Below are 21,328 nucleotides of genomic sequence, written 5' to 3'. Positions count from 1 at the left end.
TAAATATTAAGTAGTTGTAATCCTTTTAAGCATCACAAATTTGAACCATTAGTAAGTAGGAAAAAACAGCAAAAGGACGAACGACGTTTTAAATACACGAACGTTTCTTTTCGTGTAAAAAATTGCTATATTTGAAGAAAATACTACTAAATGAAGCCATTTGACTGTATAATTGTTGATGACGATGAAATGGATCGTCTTGTTGTGCTCTCTTATGCGAAACGATTTTCCAGCTTAAATATAGTGGGCGTATTTGACTCTGCAGAAAAGGCTCTTTCCTTTTTAGAAAAGAATAAAATAGAAGTCATTTTTTTAGACATTGAAATGCCAGGTGCTTCTGGGTTAGAATTGCGACGAAAAGCGTTGGAAGTTCCTGTTTGTGTTTTTATCTCTTCACATTCCGAAAGTGCTGCTGAAACTTTCGAATTGCAAACCTTAGATTTTATTGTAAAACCATTCAAATTTCCGCGTTTTGAACAAATGATAAATCGCCTCGAGGAATTTATGGAAATCCGAACAAAGGTCGATTTGTTTGAATCAAGTTTGGGAGGCGATACCGTATATGTAAAAACTGGACACAATCAAATCAAGGTTAAATTACATGAAATCCTGTATCTGGAAGCGCTAAAAAATTATACCATTTTAGTAACCGAAACTCAAAGACACTGTGTGTTATCTAATCTTGGAGAAATCTTACAAGAAGACAAATTCAATTCTTTTTTAAGAATTCATAGAAGTTTTGCCGTACAAAAGCAGTTTATCCAAAAAATTGGAAGTCAAGAAATTGAACTGAGAAATAACATTACCATTCCCATTGGAAGAAGTTTTAAAGGGAACTTGAATTTTGTGATATGAGAAAACAAATTATTTTACTACTTACATTTATAACTTGTTTTACCTACGGACAAAAAGAACCCAATCTAACAAAATATAAAACTTCTAAAGAAAAACTACAAGTTTGGGTAACCCATTGTGATGAACTATTTGAAAATGGAAATACAGAATTATTAAAAAAAAGGGCCAGAAAAGGATTCACTTTACTTAAAAAAGATGATTTTGAACACCTTTCCCTTTTTAATTTCTACCTAGGAAGTGCTTTTGATTATTTAACAGAAGTAGATAGTGCTGTCTATTATTTAGAAAAATCTGAAAAATACTTGAACAAATCGAGTAACAAAAAAAACACTCCACGACTATATAAAGAACTTCTTTTCGTTTATAAAAATGTTGGATTGATAAACAAAAGAGAACGCTTAATTTTAGAGTATAAAAAAATTGTTGACACCACAAAACAAGTAAATCAAAAGTATCTTTTACAAGAAAATCTAGCCGATTATTATATCTCAATAGGCCAATATGAAACAAGTTTAAAATATTATCTCAATGGTATTCAAACTCGAAAAAAGGCATTAAATAGTAAAAGTTTAAAAAAAGACTCTATTGGAATTGGTGTAAAACTAGTAAATATAACGGACATCTTTTTGAATTTAGAAAAGACCGATCAAGGATTAGAAAGCATTAAAGAATCTGAACTCTATATAAAAGATTACAAAACAGGTATGGCCTTTGTGTACAAATACTTTATTGCAATTTATGTAAACAAAGATAACATAGGGGAGATTGAAAAGTACTATAATAAATTATCTAAATTGGTAAACTCTGGCGCCGACAACAAAGCTTGGGATGCCTATTTAGCTAGTGATTTAACTATAGCCGATTATTTAATTACCAAGAAAAAACAATTTCACTCCGCCTTAAAGTATATTAACCATGCCCGAAGCTTGGCTCCAAAATATGCCAGTACATATATGTTAGGCAGTATCGATTACATGAGTGGCGAAGCCTATCTTGCCTTAAAACAATATGACAAAGCTTTGTTTTATTTAAAAAAAGCCGAACCTATTGTTAAAGAAGATGATCCAGATGCCTATGGTTGGTTAAAAAATGCACTTTCTAAAACCTATGCAGCAAAAGGTTTATGGGAATTAGCATACAAAAATATGAGTGAGTATTCTGAAATAAAAAGTGCACTACAAAATGAAGCCTCCGAAAAGAATATTGCTGAAATGGAAGCCAAATACCAAAACAATGTAAAAAAGCAAGAAATACAGAATAAAAACCTTCAAATTGAAGTCGCAAAAAAACAAAAATACTATTTCATAGGTGGCATTCTACTATTAGCCATAATTGGAAGTTTATTTTTCTATCAAAGTAGAAATCGCAAAAGAAACAACGAAAAATTACAACTGTTAAATACCGAATTAGACCAAGCCAACAAGGCTAAAACCCGATTTTTTAGTATTTTAAATCACGATTTACGAGGCCCTGTTGCTAACTTGGTATTCTTTTTACAATTGCAAAAGGAAAGTCCGGAAATGTTAGACGAAGAAAGCACCAAACGCATGCAAGACAAAACCATAGCAGGAGCCGAAAACCTGCTCCATTCGATGGAAGATATTTTGCAATGGAGCAAGAGTCAGATGGAAAATTTCAAACCTCAGCCTAAAAACATTAGTGTAAACTCATTATTTGAAGACACCAAAATACATTTTTCAAGTGAAGAAACCGTTCAAATTACTTTTGAAAACAAACAAAATATTCAAATCAATACCGACGAAAATTACTTAAAAACCATCATCAGAAATTTAACGGGAAATGCCATCAAAGCCTTAGACGGGATTGAAAACCCAAGCATTGTTTGGAAAACTTGGCAAGAAAATAACATTTCATATTTATCAATTACCGATAACGGAAAAGGGGCTTCCGACGAACAGTTTAAAGCCTTATATGACGAAAAAGAAGTGGTTGGCATTAAAACTGGATTAGGACTGCATTTAATTCGGGATTTAGCCAAAGCCATTAATTGCAAAATTGAAGTCAATTCCAACAGTAATCAAGGCACAACAGTTACCTTAAAGTTATAAAAAAAGCCTAACTCACGTTAGGCTTTTTTGTTTTTTATTATTGACTATAACAATGCATCAATTGCATCAGTATAGGTTTTTTTAGGCGCTACACCTACTTGACGACCTACTACTTCTCCGTTTTGAAAAACCAAAACAGTTGGAATGTTACGCACGCCATATTTAGCAGCAAACTCTTGATTTGCATCAACATCTACTTTTCCTACGATTGCTTTTCCTTCATATTCTACAGCTACTTCGTCGATTACTGGACCTACCATACGGCAAGGACCACACCAAGCTGCCCAAAAATCTACTACTACTGGTTTGTCTGATTTTAATACTACTTCTTCAAAAGTAGCATCAGTTATTGCTTGTGCCATTTTTATTTCTTTAAAATTTGTTCCACAAAAGTAGCATAATATTTTAAAAGACCACTACCTAACAAATCAGTTTTATCAATAGCTATATAGCTGAAAAAAATAGTTTAAAACGTATTGTTTATAGAGCCGATTTCCGATTTTAGTTTGACATCATCTGTAGTTAATACTTCGAGATAATAGTCGTAAATTTTATTTTCCTCGGAAGTTTCGTCTAAAATTCCGCTTGGATTTACAGCAAATGGAATTCGAACAAAGCCAGTACCATTACTTTTTCTAAAAAGCTTCATCGTTTGAATTTCATCCGATTTCAAACCTTCATAACTGATCATTACTTTTTTGGCGCTTACCTCTTGAAAAACCGTAATTTTCAGTTTTTTGTTACTAAAATCTGCAGTAGCAACCGTGATTTTATTGGAAGGTTTCGACTCTAATTTAGCCGAATCAATCGCTTTAATATAGTATTGAAGAACCCCTCTTTTGGTATTTTCAGTATCGCTAAAAGTAGTAGTAGTCACAGGTGTTCTGTTTATTTTTTCTTCTTTGTCTTCAAAAACGCGGTACACATCATATCCCAGAATGGCATCGTTGGTAATCGCATCCCATTTTAAATTTACTTGCTCTCTTTCGTAAGTGGCATCGTTTAAAAAAGGCGCTGATGGCGGAACCACGTCTGGCAATTGTACCCAAACCGCAGCTTGAGGACTTTCATTGAAGGCTTTATCGACTGCCGTTACTTTGTAAATAAATTTAGTTCCTGCTTTTTCGTTGAAAGTATCCACAAAGGTCGTTTGCGCTTGTGGTGTAACGTTTAAAAGAAGCATTTCATTTTCGTCATCGTCTTTTAAACCACGGTAAATTCGGTAACCGGATAAATCTTTTTCATTGTTAGAATTCCAAGATAACGTGATTTTTCCTTTTTCTACTTTTGAAGCCACTTCTCTAGGTATCGCAGGCGCATGATGATCTGGCGCAAATACACTTACAGGATTTGATTTACTTGAATTGTTGGATTTATCCAATGCTTCGATTTTATATTGAAACGTTCCCGAAGCAGCAGCTTCTAATTTCTCAACGTATTTCACTTCCGAAAGTAATTGCGCATTTACTTTTGCAAACGTTTTTCCTTTATCAGTACTCTTCAAAACATTATAACCCGAAAGATCCTTGTCTTTCGACGCTTGCCAAGCCAACACTACCTCATCATTTTTACATTCTGCTTTAACGCCTTTTACTACTGATGGTGGTGTGGCGTCTTTAATTTCCATTTTAATTTCTGCAGAAGCTTGACTTTCGGTATTTATAAACGTAATCCCTTTTAAAACGTAGGTATAACTTCCTTCCGCTAGATTTGAATCGACATAACCAATTTGATAGCCTGCTTTTTCAAGATTCGCCATGATCGGTTCTGCATTGATTTTTGCTCCGTTACGGTAAATATTGCAACCCATAAAATCTTCGTTGTTCTTCCAAGATAATTTTACGTTTTGCTTTTCTTGAATTCCTTTAAAATTTTCAGGCGCTGCAGGCAATTCACCGGCTACCAATCCATTTAAAACGGAAAGTTCTTTCCCCGTTTGTGCATCGACCACTTTATAATTGTATTTCTTTCCATTTACAACCGAATTATCCTCAAAATAAATCCCTAAATGCTTTGCCACTTGGCTGTCAAAAATTGCGGCTAAAGACAATTGGTAGGCTTCATACGCTTTTTTATTCGCAACTGTTTCTTTCGAGTTTTTGTTTTTGATATAAAACTCATACGATTTATCCTTTGGAAATTGATTTTTAGGCGAATTCAATTCTGCTTCCGTAATTACAGGAGAAGGCACCACTGAAGTTGTGTTTAATTTTTGCCACGAACCGTTGGATTCACTTCTGAAAACATCAAAAGAAGTATTTCCTTTGATGCTTTTTGACATCCATTTTAACTGTACTTTATTTCCTGCCGAAGCACCAAACAATTTGTATTCCTGAGCATTCATAATTCCTGAAATCAAGAACAAAACACTGTATAGATATATCTTTTTCATTTCTTAAATTTTAAAATCGGTTATAGACTAATACTGAATCCACCGTTAGAGGCCCAACGTGCGTGTAGGGTGAAATTTGGAATCCAACGATGTACATCACATACTACGCTACCATCGAACACCACTGGGTTTGGCATAGACACATTCAAGTTGGCCGAAACACCGCAACTTCCACTGATACAACCTTCATACACCCAAAAATCGACACATCCTTGTCCGTACGCTCTTCCATTAAACCAAGCAGAACCTGTAGCTTGGAATGGTGCATACGCTACACTTAAGGAAGCCCCCAAATCGGAAGTCAATCTTCCTGAAGCCGAAGCAACTCCTAAATCCAAACCTTTCCAACCTGAATCGTAATGATTATTGAAGCCAAGTGCTACTCTTTTGGTATCAAAATTCAACCATACTCCAGTTGAAAATCCGCTTCCACACATTACCTCAGCCGTAATTGGCGCTTCCTGACTTCCAACATTTAGATAAAAATCATCGGCTCCAAAATGGAAACTAATCGCATCTTCATTTGCCGCACCTTCGTTAATACATACAATATCTTTGATTCCGCCCCAAATTTGTCCGGTACCATCTAAATATTTATCCATCCAGTTTAGTTTACCGTTTAAACGGGCTTGAACTAAACCAGCGCTATTACTGTTTGGAGCAATAGCATCTCCTTTGACAAAATAATCGATTCCATCAATACTCCAACCTTTAAACTGAGTCACTACCTGCACATGTCCATGAAGCGTTGCTCCTTGATCGTAGGCTGTACGCACATCAGCTTCTGCAGCAATTCCTAACGAGTACGCTTTATTCGGCACCATATCGGTAATTTGTCCTAAATTATTGTATGTAGGTTGGATATGATAATAGGCTTTTCCTCCGAAACCATGCGCTTCTAATATTCCCGGTACAATTGGAATAGCAACCAATCCTTTTTGTTTGAATTCAAAGAACCAATAGGTGTATTTTCCGTTACTCGCCAATGTTTTCCCTAACACCATTTTTGCTTGTAATTCTTTGGCATCGGGTTCTTTCGCTTCATAATAACCACCCAATTCGAAATAATTCCCCCACGTAGGATCATTCGTTTTGATTTTGAATCCGCCACCAAATTTTTGCGCTCCATCTTCATATCCTCCATTTATAGCTTTGCCATCATCTGAGATTTCCAGCGAATTTTCGAGTGCAGAAACATAGTGTTCTTTATCAGTACTAGGTCCTTTGAAAATTCCATTAGGTGGTTTAACTCCACCACCATTGTTTATATTTGCTGGAGTAGCATTATACTCTTGTGAATAATCTATAGTATTAGGTTTAGGATCAGAACCGTGATACACAAAGCCCATTTCTTTTTTATCGGTCGTTCCGATTTTTTCTCCAAGAACCACATCTCCAGTAAATAAAAACTGAGCATCGGTTTTAACACTGTTACGCTTAATCTTCATCTTATCGATACCATAAGTAAATCGATAATAAGTGGCCCATTTTTTTGATCCTTCACAAGTAGATTCTGAATTTAGATTGAAGTTAGAATCATAAGAAACCGTTCCGTTCGCATTAATATACATATCACACATACTCATGTTTTCAGTTTCAAGTCCTTTATTCTCGGAATTTTTGATCGTAAGGCTCGGTTGAACAACAATAGCATTACCTTCAAGTCGACCCAGAGAAATTTTCACATAAGCAAAGCTTCCCGATTGACTTTTAGTCAGATAGTATTTTTTATCATAATCGAAACTAACGTTCGACTCCTGAATTTTTTCATCATCAATATACATGTTTAGCCCCGCCCAATCATTCAAGAACGGAACATATAATTCTCCTGCCAAATTCAAGGTAATGAGTTTATTTGACTTAATTAAGAATTCACATTTCTTAAGTTTAGAAACAAATCCTGCAATATTTACATTTGATTTTACGACAGCTTCGCCTTTTTTATTGTTACTATAGCCCTTCCCATCATGGTAAATATTATCAAAATTCAAATTCAATGACGATTGCTTTGTTTCTTCAGGTTTTATTGGAAATTTAACTTCGACACCAAATTTGTCGAAATTCAACCCATTGTTATAGGTCTCAAATTTTTTGTCCAATTGTCCTTCATCCGACAGATGTACATAGGTTGATTGTACATTCGCCCAAACGGAACCATCTCCATTTAATTTCCATTGTAAAGGAGCTTCGAAAGAATGTGGGAAATTTAAATTAGGTTGTTGCTTAAATGGAATATTTAAAACTGTCATCGCTGCTTGAAAAGGTTTTGCTTTAGGAAAACTAACAGTCCCTGTAAGTTCCGTTCTTGCCATTAAGCCTTTCACAAGCATTTTTATACCGTTAACAGTATCGAAATTAACCTCAATCCCTTTATTTTCGAGATTGGTCATTTTTTGATTTTTCATAATGATTTGACCATCCAATCTATCTTTATAAGATATCGAAACCGTCCCTTCATTAGAAGACTCAAAAACATATTGCTGATTAGAACTTGACGAACCGGTTTGCCAAATAAAGAAATTAGAATACCATTTTGTAGTGACTTGAGCTGTCGATTTCCCTAAATCTTGATCAATTTTAAACAATTTTGTGGTAGTATCTTCAGAACCTTTTAAATCGGCTTTGAAAGAAATCGATTTAAATTGTAAATGAAATTCCCCTTCCGAATTTTTATCGGTGTACAGTTTTACTTTATCTGTAGAAAAGGCAAATGCTTTACTGGCTGGCATATCTATAGATCCGCTTACAACTGCCCAAGTATAGGTTTTCGTTTTAGGGTAATACGTAATTGGTCGGATTTTCAAATCTTTAAACCAAACTATAGCTTCTGGTCCACCTTCCCAAAGTAATATTTTCCCTTGTCCTGCAAAAGAATCCTGATTTTTATCGGATACTTTTGTAATTTGAATTACATAACCATTAATTGCTAAGGCTTTTAGATTGACTAATTCTGAAGTATCTTCTACAAATTCAACATAATCAGGCAAACTACTGTCAATTGTTTTTCCTTTGTCTACCGCTACAATTCTCCAGGCCATCATGTTTTTTGATTGATCCACCTGAGTTTTTAAACTAAACTTAGTATCTGTAAAAGGTCCGATAGCACCATTAAAATCGGTATCGGAAAACAATTTTTCACTTACTTCATTCTTGTTTTTGATGTATTTCCATTGAATAAAGTACTCTTTAACTGTTTTTTTCTTTGAAGCGGTCCATTCATAGGTCATGTTTTCACCCCCAGAAATTTGTTTCCCGTTTATTGGTGTGATTAATTTAATTCGGTCTGTTAAAGGTGCATCTACGATTTCATACACTGAAATAGCACTTTTATCAATAATTTTATCCTGAGCATCAAGTCCAACAATACGCCAAGCTACTTTTCCATTACCCGCTGTGAAATAAGGAGGTAATGTTAGTTTGGTATCTAAACCAACTATTTTACTGGCAAACCACCCTCCTGGTTCTGCAAACCAACTTTCCGAAAGAGTATTCCAATTGGTAATTTTAACCTCTTGAGAAATCCTATCTGTAAATTGTATCTGATACTTTTTAACTGGTTGAGTAGAAGCGGTCCAGGAAAACTCCAAACCATAACTGTTATTGATTTTTTCTCCTTGAGTCGGTGTTAAAAGTTTTATAGTGTTAGCTACTGGAGTTGTTGTTACAACAACAGGCTGCACTTCTTTGTACTCAAAACTACACACTTCACTATTTCCTTTATTTTGTGTGTTTAATGGCGTTCCACTTCTTACGCCAGCAGGCAATAAGGTAACGCGCCAAGCATATTTTTTCCCTTTTTTTAATTGTGGTTGCGCCGGACCATATACAAATGAAAAGGCAGTTGTGGTTGTTTCAAAAAAAGCAGGGGTAGTTGCACTGTTCATCGCTTCGTTTGGATTACGTGTCGCAGGAATCAACTCAACAATTTTAAGTTTATACTGACTTCCGGCCGGAGCTCCAGCTGAGGGTAACCATGAAAAAATAACATTTTGAATGGTTCCAGCCATAATTGGCTCGTCACATCTTGGTGTAATTAATTGTGGTGGCGTAATTTGCTCTATACGAATTAAATTACTACACCCTAAAGGCTCTGGGCTGCTCAAGACTTGTCCAGAATTGTAATCTAAAACCTGGACACATAAGGTATAATTTCCTTCTGGAATTCCGGACCCTCTAAACAGTTCATTTTTGCTAATTCCTGTTACAGTAACCGAGTTAAATTCAAGATAATTTCTCAAGTCTAAACCGGTTAACATTTTTGACTGATACGCGGTAAGCTTTAACGGTGTAGCTGGTCTGTAATTGTCTGAAGTGGCAACTGTAATACCATTATCACCCGTAATTGTTGCTTTTAACTTTACATTGGCATTCTCGTACGACAGAAGCGTCAGCATTACTTTATTGGAACTATTCACATAATCGGGCAAATAGGTCGAATAAGGTGGTAAAACTTGCACCGTAACATTTACATTAGATGATCGCTGTGCCCAAACAAATTGCGTTAGAAGCAACAAAACGAAGTTTAAAAGTTTAAAAATATTTCTCATAATTCTCTAGTTTAAAATGTATAGGTATACCCCAAATCTATATTGTACTCCTTAAATGAAATTCCTGTGGTAGTTTTTGCTGTATTATCGAGATAAGCAGCTCTTAATGTCAATCCGTGATGGGAGTTGAAAGCATAAGTATCTTGTAACGTGATATTCAAAATATCTGCGAATTGAGCGCCGTTTAACTTTTGCTGTGTCCCATTTGCCGACAAGTTCACATTCATTTTATTCTCAAAAAAAGGTTTCGATACATTCAAACCGACCCCATTCAAGCGATTGGCATTTGCATCGGAATCGAAAATGGAAAGCAGGTAATTCACTCCTACCATAAATCCAGATTTATTAAAAATGAAATTGCTATTATAGTTCAAATTATCCACTTGATATTCTGTTAGTTTCGCAGTATTGGGGTTTTTATCAGTCATCCATTGACGGTTCGCCATCAGCGTATGGAAATGGGTTAATTTTTCCTTTACGAAAGTCAATCGCGGCATCAAAACCATATTTTGAGACACATACGATTGTTGTGTAGCTTGATTAGGAATCTTCAATCCTTTTCCTTGCTCGCCCGAAAAGTTCGCATACATGGCATTCAAACCAAATTTTTCGGAAATCGTCCAATCGATTCCCATGTTCCCAATAAAACGCTTGGTCGTAAATGACTTTTTATTCATCAAATTATCGCGTTGCTGACCTGCACTACTTGAAATTTTCAGCTTGTTTTTGAATAAATAAACTGAAGGTTCTAAAGTGATATTTTCGACATCAGTCTGAAAATAATACGCTCCCATACTTTGGAAATCAGGTTCTACACGACGGTATTTCCCTTTAATTTTATAGGTTTTCTCCTCATATCGTACTTCCGTTTGGTAGGCGTTATACCATTGCGTTGAAGTATTGACGTTTAATAATGACTTGTATTTTTCTAGAGTCAAATTTTCATTTTCTCCGAATCCAATAGCATTCACATCTCTGGTATACAAACTAGAAGCTACATCAAAATCCCAAAACAAATGATTGGTAAACTTCATTTTGGAAGAAACCGCTGCCACTATATTTTCACCAGCCAATACTTCTGATTGCTTCGGAATGGTTCGCAACGAATTTTTATCATCCTGTCCTTTAAGAAAAATCAAATCTACATGACTTGTTTCGGTGCCATACCCTAATTTCATGGCGTACCCTATTCTTTTATAAGAAGGCGTAATTGCTTCTGGTGAAGTTAAATCCTCCTCAACCGCTCGATTTAATCTTCCGTACAGCGCACCAAATCGGAATTTCCCCGGATTCAATTCTACACCTACTCCCATAGCCGTTTGTCCAGCCCAAGAAAAGGGAGACCAAGTCAAATTGGTATACCCTAAATGCACTTTGGCCCATTTATAACTTGGGCTAATGCAAAACTGATTAAACGGTTGACGGAAGGAACGCTCTTGTTCGCTTACCGTAAAAGAAAATGGAATTTCTATTCCATACAATTTTAACATTGGACTTCCGGTTACATACCAAGAAAAATCTTTTCGCCTCGGATCCAGACCATTGACATTGTAATACGATCCGAAAACAGAAAAAGTACCAGTTAACTCCACCGGTTTTTGTTCTGCAATATTTTCCAGGTCTTGTGAAAACAATTTTGAGCTAATTCCGCAAGAAAAAAGAAAAAGGACCATTATCCATTTCATCTCTTTCATAATTTTTTGTTTGTTTTGATTCAAAAAAATCGACAAAAAGCAAATAAATCCGATGAACGACATTTTTTATAAGTATCAGTGTTTATAAGACTTAACAATTGCTTTTAACAAAATTTTAAGCCAAATTTGCGGTAGGTTTTTGTTCTAAAAAAACACCGATATACAAACGACATTAAAAATAGACGAACGACTTTTTTACCGTATTTCTATTTTTTATATATTTAAAGAGAAACTAAGTTTATGAAGCAAATTAATTGCATCATTGTTGACGATGACGAGATAGACAGACTAATGACAATTTCCAATGTCCGGAAATTTCCTCAATTCAATTTGATTGGGGTGTTTGACAATGCAAAGGAAGCGTTGGAAGTTATCGCCAAAGAAAAAATAGACGTTTTGTTCTTGGATATAGACATGCCTGAATCGAGCGGATTTGAAATTCGGAAAAGTGCCTCTAAAATCCCCGTTTGTGTTTTTATCACGGCCCATCCTGAACATGCTGTAGAAAGTTTTGATTATGAAACGCTTGATTTTATCATTAAACCCCTAAAAAGCGATCGTTTCAAAAATACAGTAACCCGAATCGAAGAATTTTTGGAAATCAAGCAAAAAGCAGAATTATTCGAATCCAGTATTGGTGGGGACACCATATACATAAAAGAGGGTCATGAACAAACTAAAGTCAAACTTCATGATATCCTATATCTAGAAGCCCTTAAAGACTACACGTTGGTGGTTACTCCACAAAAAAGACATTGTGTGCTATCTAGTATTGGCACTTTATTGAAAGAAACTCATTTTCAGTCGTTTGTTCGAGTGCACAGGAGTTTTGCTGTACAAAAACAATACGTAAAAAAAATAAGTTCCCAGGAAATTGAACTAAACAATAGCATTTCAATTCCTGTAGGAAGAAGTTATAAGGATAATTTAAGCTTGATCGCATGAGAAAAATCGTCTTGATTTTACTCTTTCTCCCTTTATTCAATTTCGGGCAAATCCGAAGCAAGGAAATCATTCGCTTGTTAGAAGAATGCGAAACCATCAAAAAAAATGAAAACTACCGAGATCTGATTGCTGTGGCGAACAAAGGGATTTCACTATCCAAAAACGACACTTATCTACTCGCCCGATTCAATTTTTACAAAGCCTATGGTTTTGAATACGATAACAATCAGTATGCAAAAGCCATTCCTTTTTTTGAAGCCTCTTGGAAATATGCCAAAACACATCAGAACTTAAAAGAAGAAACTTTAGCCATTATGCGCTTGAGTTATTTGTATTATTCTACTAAACAATTTCAAAAAAGAGAAGACCTTATCAAATACATCAAACAGATTCTAGACACCACTCGAAATGTGTATACACAAGGTATCTTGAATGGAAGTTTGGGTGAATATTACCTAGACAAATCTGAAATCGAACCTTTTATTGGCTACAAACTCAAAGCCATCGAATACCGAAAAAAATTTCCAAAAGATGATGCCAGCAACATTGTCAATATTGGCATTTCGTATTCTCAAATTGGACAAGCGTATATCAAGATGAAACAATTCGACAAAGGAATTGAATATTCAAATTACGCCAAACCTTATATGACAGAATCCCCTAATTCCTTGGCTTTTTTATACAATGACTTTATAAAATGTTATACAGGAAAACAGAATCTGGACAGTATAACCAAATATTACAAAAGCATTTATAAGTTGGTCTCCAAAGAAGATTCATTGCATATCAGTGTCAGCTCGGCCAACCGCTACATGGCCGAATATTTCATTGCCAAAAAAAATATTTCTAAAGCTTCCTTTTTTGCTCTAAAAGCCCTTCGATTTGCCGAAAAATCGAATGACGACGAAATTTTAATGGAAGCGCGGGTAACACAAGGAAAATTGCTTTTCAAACAAAAACAATTTGAAAAAGCCATTGAAATTTTAAAGCTAGCCGCTACTCATGCTTATGAATTTGACAAAAACTCTTTCATAATCATCAATCAATTATTATCCGAAAGTTATTCCCAAATTGGTGATTGGGAACAAGCCTTCAAATACCAAAACATTTATACTAAAGCCAATGAGGCTATGCTAAACGAATCGGCAAAACAAACCATAGCGAATGCCGAAGCCAAATTTCAAAACCGAAACAAACAAGAGAAAATCAACTTACTATCCGCCGAAAATAAAGTCAAAAATTTAGAAATTGAAAACACCAGAAAAACGCAAATTTATCTTGGTTTTGGCTTTTTATTGTTACTAACAATTGCTGGTTTGTTGTATCGTCAAAATAGAAGTCGAAAAAAAACCAATCAAAAATTGGAAACCTTAAATTCAGAATTGGATTTGGCCAATAAAAGTAAAGTGCGCTTTTTAAATATTTTAAACCATGATTTACGCGGTCCAATTGCCAACCTGATCGGATTTCTTCATTTACAAGAAAATCATCCCGAATTATTAGATCAGGAAAGTGAAAAAAGATTAAAGCAAAAGACCACAGAAGGTGCAGAAAACCTTTTATCTTCAATGGAAGATCTTCTGTTGTGGAGCAAAAGTCAAATGGAAAATTACAAACCACAACCTAAAGAAGTGAATGTTAACTCGTTATTTTCGGATACCGCCAAACATTTCTTCAATATTGATAATATAGCGATTACCTATCACAATCCACAAAATATCGAACTCTATACCGATGAAAATTATCTAAAAACCATTCTTCGAAATCTGACGGGAAATGCCATCAAAGCATTGGAAAAAACAGAAAACCCAAGCATAGAATGGAAAGCGTATACCGCCAACTACAAAACCTATTTATCGATTACTGATAATGGTCCTGGAGGAAATAACAATCAATTTAAAGCTTTGTATGACGACACTCAAGTCACCGGAATAAAAACGGGCTTAGGTCTTCATTTGATTCGCGATTTGGCTAAAGCCATAGATTGTGAAATCACTTTAGAAACACAAGAAAACAAAGGAACTACTTTTATCCTTTGCTTTAATTCAATTTAAAATTCAATTGCATTTTTTCTAATTCCTGTAGCAGTTCACTCGAAATTTTAATTTTTAGTTTGCGACTGTTCATCGAAATTTTATTCACCACACGGGTTTCTTCTACTTCGGTTAACACCGCTGGTAAACTTTCTGGAACTTCTTCGCTATTTTCTTCATTTGTTTCTCCCACTGCATCCTCTATCATTTCTTCCAATTCAACGGGTTCCGAAGCGATTTCAATTTGCTTTTTAAAAGTCTCTAATTCCATGATTTCAAAGGAAACGGTATTGTCGCCTTTATTGGCTTCAAAAACCGAATTTAATCGTGCAATTAAATCTTCACGCAAATCTTTTATATCCAAATGGATCACTATTTTTTTGGCAAAACTCGTCAATACATCGGCTAACATTTTGGCTTCCAAAAACTGCATTCTTGGATCACTTTTTTTGCCGGTTTCTCGATTCAACCATCCGTCTTTTACATTAATTTTGAAGAAAACGAACTGATTTTGCACTAAAAAGTGTCGGAATTTTAAGTATTCTTCATCAAAAATTCGGAATTCAAAACTTTCGTCATAGCCTTCCAAATTGAAGGTTGCCCAGCCTTTTCCGTTTTTAGCGGTACGGTGTTGTACATTGGAAACAATTCCTCCAAAAGTCAGGTTTTTGCCTACAAAAGGTTCCAGATTTTTTAAAGAATCTAATTTGGTATTGCAGAAATATTTCATTTCAAATCGGTAATCATCCAACGGATGTCCTGAAATATAGATACCGACCACTTCTTTTTCTCGAGCCAGTTTTTCCATGGTATGCCATTCTTCACAAGGCGGAACCATTGGTTCTGCAATTTGCACTTCCGAAGCATCTCCAAATAAACTGACTTGTGAAGAGTTTTCATTTTCTTGTGATTTGGCACCGTATCGCATCGCTTTTTCCAAAAACGTAATATTATCACCATCATGATGAAAGTATTGCGCGCGGTGTGTATTCGCAAAACAATCGAAACCACCTGCCAAGGCTAAATTTTCAAAAGCTTTTTTATTCGCGGCACGCAAATCGATACGCTTGGCCAAATCGAAAATCGATTTATAAGCCCCTTCTTTTCTTTTTTCAACAATCGTATTTACAGCACCTTCTCCTACTCCTTTTACGGCTCCAATTCCGAAACGAACGGCGTAATTTTCATTCACCGTGAATTTATAATACGATTCGTTTACATCAGGTCCAAGCACCGCTAATCCCATACGTTTACATTCTTCCATAAAAAACGAAACCGATTTGATATCGTTCATGTTATTGGAAAGTACTGCGGCCATATATTCTGCTGGATAATGCGCTTTTAAGTAAGCCGTTTGATACGCAATCCAGGCATAGCAAGTCGAGTGCGATTTATTGAAGGCATAACTCGCGAAAGCTTCCCAATCCTTCCAGATTTTTTCTAAAACGGTGGCATCGTGACCTTTTTCTTCGGCTTGTGCGATGAATTTAGGCTTCATTTTATCTAAGACAGGCTTGTCTTTTTTACCCATCGCTTTACGTAAAACGTCGGCATCACCTTTTGTGAAACCAGCCAACGATTGCGACAAAAGCATTACCTGCTCTTGGTATACTGTAATTCCGTAGGTTTCTGCTAAGTATTCTTCACAAGCATCTAAATCGTAGGCAATAGGTTCTAATCCATTTTTTCTACGAACGAAAGACGGAATATATTCTAAAGGTCCCGGTCGATACAAGGCATTCATCGCAATTAAATCTCCGAAAACCGTAGGCTTCAAATCCTTTAAATATTTTTGCATTCCAGGCGATTCGTATTGGAAAATCCCTACCGTTTCACCACGTTGGAACAATTCGTATGTTTTTTGATCGTCAATTGGGAAGGTATCCGGATCGAGCTGAATTCCAGTACGATACTTCACTAATTTGACGGTATCTTTTATCAAGGTTAGGGTTTTCAGACCCAAGAAGTCCATTTTTAATAATCCCGCGCTTTCCGCCACCGAGTTATCAAACTGTGTCACGTACAAATCGGAATCTTTCGCCGTCGTTACGGGAACGAAATTGGTAATATCATCGGGCGTGATAATCACTCCACAGGCATGAATCCCCGTATTTCGAAGCGATCCTTCCAATACTTTTGCTTGCTGAATGGTTTCTCCCGAAAGTTCCCCTTCGTTGGCAATTGCGATTAATTCTTTTACGCGGTCAAATTCATCCGAACGCAAAGCTTTTTTGACATCTTCCTCCTTTTCAGATAAGAAACGGGCCAAATTCCATTTGGACGGCATCATTCCTGGAATCAATTTCGCAATTCTGTCGGCTTCAAACAATGGCAAATCCAACACACGAGCAGTATCTCGAATGGCCGATTTAGTTGCCATTTTACCATAAGTAATAATCTGCGCTACTTGATTTTTTCCGTATTTATTGATTACGTAATCCATCACACGACCACGACCTTCATCATCGAAGTCGATATCGATATCGGGCATGGACACACGATCCGGATTTAAGAAACGCTCAAAAAGCAAATCGTATTTAATCGGGTCGATGTTGGTAATCCCTAAGCAATACGCCACAGCCGAACCTGCCGCCGAACCACGGCCTGGCCCCACGGATACATCCATTTTTCGGGCTTCGGCAATGAAATCTTGCACAATTAAGAAATAACCCGGATAGCCCGAATTTGAAATGGTCAACAACTCAAAATCCAATCGTTCTTGTATCTCAGGCGTAATTTCTCCATATCGTTTTTGAGCACCAACCATGGTCAGATGTCTCAAATACGCATTTTCCCCTCGAACGCCACCATCCACCTCATCTTCTGGGACTAAAAACTCATCGGGAATATTGAATTTAGGAAGTAATACGTCTCTGAATAACGAATAGGCTTCCACTTTATCAATAATTTCTTGAATCGTAATTATCGCTTCCGGCAAATCGGCAAAGAGCTTTTTCATCTCATTTTCCGACTTGAAATAGTATTCCTGATTCGGTAAACCATAACGATAGCCACGACCTCGACCAATTGGTGTCGCTTGCTTCTCCCCCGAATCTACACAAAGTAGAATGTCATGCGCGTTGGCATCTTCCTTGTTGGTATAATAGGTATTGTTAGTCGCAACGAGTTTGACTTGATGTTTTCTGGCAAAAGCAATAAGGGTTTGGTTTACGCGATTTTCATCTTCTTGATTGTGACGCATGATTTCGAGATAGAAATCGTCTCCAAATTGTGATTTCCACCACAGTAAAGCTTCTTCCGCTTGGTTTTCGCCAATATTTAAAATCTTACTTGGAATTTCTCCGTAGAGATTTCCAGATAAAACAATAATGTCTTCTTTGTATTTTTCAATAATTTGCTTGTCAATTCTTGGCACATAATACTTCCCTTCCGTGTAAGCAATGGATGCCATTTTTATCAAATTTTGGTAGCCATTTTTATTTTTTGCCAACAAAACAATTTGATACCCGTTGTCTTTTTGCGTTTTGTCTTGATGATTGTTACACACATAAAATTCACAACCTACAATCGGTTTTATTTCCGTTTCCGTAGGTGGATTTCCATTAGCGATTGCTTCTTCGTTTTTGGCTTTGGCCACTTTGTTGTGATTAAAAACCGCACTCACAAAATGAAAAGCTCCCATCATATTTCCGATATCGGTCATAGCAACGGCTTTCATTTTGTTTTTTGCTGCTGCTGCCACTAAATTTGGAATAGCAATGGTCGATTGTAATACCGAAAATTGCGTGTGATTGTGTAAATGCGCAAAAGAAGCGTGTGCTAAATCCTTGATGTCTTCTTCCGAAACTGGAAGGACAACTTCTTCTTCTTGGATTTGTTGTAAGCGTTTGCGAATTTCATCGGAAGCCGCTTTCAGATTAATGTGTTTTAATCCGATTAACTGTATTTCTTGTGGATTATGCTCTCGAAAATTAACGAAGTATTCCTCCGTAACATCAAGTTCTTCTTTGGTAAAGACCTCTCGCTTGATCAATTCAAGAAAACAACGGGTGGTTGCTTCCACATCGGCAGTAGCATTGTGCGCTTCTGCAAAAGGTTGGTTGAAAAGATACTGATGTAATTCGGTTAAGGTTGGCAATTTGAATCTTCCACCACGACCTCCTGGCAATCTTAATAATTCTGCTGTTACTTCAGTACAAGTGTCTAACACTGGCATTTTGACCATGTCGGAACCAATTCCCGCACGATGAAATTCACAACCCATGATGTTGACGTCGAAACCTACGTTTTGACCAACGATATATTTGGTTTTGGAAAGTGCAATATTGAATTTTTCGAGAACTTCCTGCAAGGAAATTCCTTGTTCTATGGCTAATTCGGTAGAGATACCGTGAATACGCTCGGCATCATAGGGAATATTAAATCCTTCCGGTTTGACCAAATAATCTTGATGCTCGATAAGATTTCCCATCTCGTCGTGCAATTGCCAAGCAATTTGTATACAACGCGGCCAGTTATCGGTATCGGTAATAGGTGCCGACCAACTGCGTGGTAATCCGGTGGTTTCGGTATCAAATATTAAATACATCTATCTCGTAATTAGGCAAAAAGGCAAAAGCCGTTAGTAAAAATAACAACTTCCCAAAAGTACGTTTTAGATGTGTAGAAATCAAAAATTGTTGTTAACAAATCGACACTTTTGAATAACAAAAAACAGGTCAAAAGCAGCTTTAAAAGTTGTTTTTGACCTGTTTAAATTACTATTCGAATCTATTCTTTTCCTTTTGTAAGGTAATACACTGGAATTCCGGCCAACATAATTAACACACCCCAACCACAAGTACTGGTTCTGTCTATCAACAAGGCCACACAAATAGCAATCGCTACAAGAATATACAAAGCTGGCAAAACAGGATAAGCAAAGGCTTTGTATGGACGCACAGCATCTGGCATTTTTCTTCTTAAAATAAAAATTCCGTATATCGTTAAAATGTAAAAAATAATTACAATAATCATTACAAAATCCAATAAGTCCCCATATTTCCCTGTCAAACACAAAACAGAAGCCCAAACACATTGTATCCACAATCCCCAGCCGGGAACACTTGCTTTATTTAAGTTCGCTGCTTTTTTGAAGAACAAACCATCTTTAGCCATAGTATAATACACACGAGAACCCGCCATAATCAAACCGTTATTACAACCAAAAGTTGAAATCATGATCATTACCGCAATGATAACCGTTCCGGTTGGTCCAAAAATATGTTCAGAAGCTACGACAGCAACTCTATCCGAAGGCGCAAAGGCAATTTCTTGCAAGGGCATTACTGCCAAATACATCACATTCGCTAAAACATAAATGATACTCACAATTAAAGTCCCAAGAAACAAACTCAACCCAACATTGCGTTCCGGATTTTTAATTTCCGCAGAAATAAAAGTCACACCGTTCCAAGCATCACTTGAAAACAAAGAGCCTACCATCGAAGCCGCTATAGCTGATAATAAAGCAAAACCCCCTATTTCACTCCAAGTATTGGTGTCTTTATTAAACGACTGTGCCGTCCAAGCATTGGCCCAATTGGCATCCCAAACATCACTTTTCGCCGCCATAAACAACCCAAATACAATCAATCCGAAAAGCGAAGCGATTTTAGTTATGGTGAATATCTTCTGAATGATTTTTCCATTTTTTACCCCGCGACTGTTGATGTAGGTCAGAATTACAATTGTCACAATTGAAACCAACTGTGCCGCGCTTAACTTGAACGAGCCTGCTTCAAAGAGAAAATTATTTTCACTAAACGCGGGAATTAGATACGCCGCAAATTTGGAGAAAGCTACTCCCACAGCCGCAATCGTTCCGGTTTGAATTACTGCAAAGAAACTCCATCCGTATAAAAAAGCAATCAATTTATTATAGGCTTCTTTTAAATACACATATTGTCCACCCGCTTGAGGAAACATCGAACTTAATTCGCCGTAACTTACTGCAGCGGTCATGGTAATCAACGCAGACACAATCCATATTAACAACAACCAACCGGCACTTCCCACATTTCGGGTAATATCGGCACTTACTATAAAAATACCTGAACCTATCATGGAACCTACTACTAGCATCGTTCCGTCTAGTAAGCCTAATTCGCGTTTAAAATGTTGTTTTTCCTCTTGCATAATTTTTTAGTTAGTTTCGATAAAGATATAAAAACATCATTTATATCCCATTTTTTTGTAATTTTAAGATGAAATACTTTTTAGTTATGGAAAATACAAAAGAATACACCAATGGAGAGGTTACTATTGTTTGGAAGCAAGCGTTATGTACCCATTCGGCCAATTGTGCACGTGGCTTGGCTTCTGTTTTTAAGCCGAAAGAAAAACCTTGGATTCATCCACATGGCGCCACATCCGAAGAAATTATCGAACAAGTTGCTAAATGTCCTTCAGGAGCCTTAACAGCCTATTATAACAAAGACAAAAAAGAATGAGTACTACAGAAAATCAACTGATTTTAAATCAAGAAAAGAAACGTTTTGAATTAGAAGTAGAAGGTAAAATCGCTTTTATTGAATATATTTTGAACAACGAAAACATCATGTTCTTGACCCATACCGAAGTTCCAATTGGACTAGAAGGCAAAGGAGCTGGCTCGGCGATTGTTTTGAAAACCCTCACGTATATCAAGGAAAAAAAATACACCCTAGCCCCGCTTTGTCCGTTTGTAGCGGCTTATGTGAAACGTCATCCCGAATGGAAAACTATTCTGGCAAAAGGGTTTAATGTTTAATTTAGCGTTTTTAGAATCTGCAAACTAAGCACTTTCTTCTAT

Annotated in this window: 12 protein-coding genes; 6 read left to right on the top strand and 6 right to left on the bottom strand. The window is 36.3% G+C overall.

What is annotated here, in order from left to right:
- Positions 1-150: 150 nt before the first annotated feature.
- Both EQG63_RS04100 and EQG63_RS04095 read left to right on the top strand, forming a co-directional pair.
- The gene (locus EQG63_RS04100) at positions 151-855 is read left to right on the top strand and encodes a LytR/AlgR family response regulator transcription factor (protein ID WP_129434705.1); all 705 of its coding nucleotides are present in this window, start codon (positions 151-153) and stop codon (positions 853-855) included.
- The gene (locus tag EQG63_RS04095) at positions 852-2,924 is read left to right on the top strand and encodes a tetratricopeptide repeat-containing sensor histidine kinase (RefSeq protein ID WP_129434703.1); all 2,073 of its coding nucleotides are present in this window, start codon (positions 852-854) and stop codon (positions 2,922-2,924) included. The genes EQG63_RS04100 and EQG63_RS04095 overlap by 4 nt, the downstream gene beginning before the upstream one ends.
- A 44-nt stretch (positions 2,925-2,968) precedes the next feature.
- Here EQG63_RS04095 and trxA read toward each other — a convergent pair whose 3' ends face one another.
- The 4 genes from trxA to EQG63_RS04075 all read right to left on the bottom strand — a co-directional run bounded on the left by trxA (position 2,969) and on the right by EQG63_RS04075 (position 11,557).
- Positions 2,969-3,286 (bottom strand): thioredoxin, encoded by a 318-nt coding sequence (gene trxA, locus EQG63_RS04090; RefSeq protein ID WP_129434701.1) that lies wholly within the window; start codon positions 3,284-3,286, stop codon positions 2,969-2,971.
- Positions 3,287-3,390: 104 nt separating this feature from the next.
- On the bottom strand, positions 3,391-5,316 hold the full coding sequence (locus EQG63_RS04085; RefSeq protein ID WP_129434699.1) for a fibronectin type III domain-containing protein: 1,926 nt from the start codon (positions 5,314-5,316) through the stop codon (positions 3,391-3,393).
- Between the two features lie 20 nt (positions 5,317-5,336).
- Positions 5,337-9,863, bottom strand: a complete 4,527-nt coding sequence (locus EQG63_RS04080; RefSeq protein WP_129434697.1) for a hypothetical protein — start codon at positions 9,861-9,863, stop codon at positions 5,337-5,339.
- Between the two features lie 11 nt (positions 9,864-9,874).
- On the bottom strand, positions 9,875-11,557 hold the full coding sequence (locus tag EQG63_RS04075; protein ID WP_129434695.1) for a hypothetical protein: 1,683 nt from the start codon (positions 11,555-11,557) through the stop codon (positions 9,875-9,877).
- A 240-nt stretch (positions 11,558-11,797) separates the two neighbouring features.
- Between EQG63_RS04075 and EQG63_RS04070 the strand changes: the two genes are divergently transcribed.
- Entirely contained in the window at positions 11,798-12,502 is a 705-nt protein-coding gene (locus EQG63_RS04070; protein WP_129434693.1) for a LytR/AlgR family response regulator transcription factor, read from the top strand.
- The gene (locus EQG63_RS04065; protein ID WP_129434691.1) at positions 12,499-14,556 is read left to right on the top strand and encodes a tetratricopeptide repeat-containing sensor histidine kinase; all 2,058 of its coding nucleotides are present in this window, start codon (positions 12,499-12,501) and stop codon (positions 14,554-14,556) included. The genes EQG63_RS04070 and EQG63_RS04065 overlap by 4 nt, the downstream gene beginning before the upstream one ends.
- On the opposite strand, the gene dnaE is transcribed toward EQG63_RS04065, so the two are convergent.
- On the bottom strand, positions 14,543-19,084 hold the full coding sequence (gene dnaE, locus EQG63_RS04060) for a DNA polymerase III subunit alpha (protein ID WP_129434689.1): 4,542 nt from the start codon (positions 19,082-19,084) through the stop codon (positions 14,543-14,545). The two genes, EQG63_RS04065 and dnaE, sit on opposite strands and share 14 nt — an antisense overlap.
- A 182-nt stretch (positions 19,085-19,266) precedes the next feature.
- The gene (locus tag EQG63_RS04055) at positions 19,267-20,673 is read right to left on the bottom strand and encodes an APC family permease (RefSeq protein WP_129434687.1); all 1,407 of its coding nucleotides are present in this window, start codon (positions 20,671-20,673) and stop codon (positions 19,267-19,269) included.
- A gap of 86 nt (positions 20,674-20,759) precedes the next feature.
- Here EQG63_RS04055 and EQG63_RS04050 point away from each other — a divergent pair, with 86 nt between their 5' ends.
- Positions 20,760-20,987, top strand: a complete 228-nt coding sequence (locus EQG63_RS04050; protein WP_129434684.1) for a (4Fe-4S)-binding protein — start codon at positions 20,760-20,762, stop codon at positions 20,985-20,987.
- Positions 20,984-21,286 carry a GNAT family N-acetyltransferase gene (locus EQG63_RS04045; RefSeq protein WP_129434682.1) on the top strand — a complete coding sequence of 101 codons (303 nt, stop codon included), beginning with the start codon at positions 20,984-20,986 and terminating at the stop codon, positions 21,284-21,286. Before EQG63_RS04050 ends, EQG63_RS04045 begins: the two co-directional genes overlap by 4 nt.
- Positions 21,287-21,328 lie beyond the last annotated feature (42 nt).

It is taken from the genome of Flavobacterium amnicola (genome assembly GCF_004122165.1).
GTDB lineage: Bacteria > Bacteroidota > Bacteroidia > Flavobacteriales > Flavobacteriaceae > Flavobacterium > Flavobacterium amnicola.
This window is presented reverse-complemented; position numbering and strand designations above follow the sequence as displayed.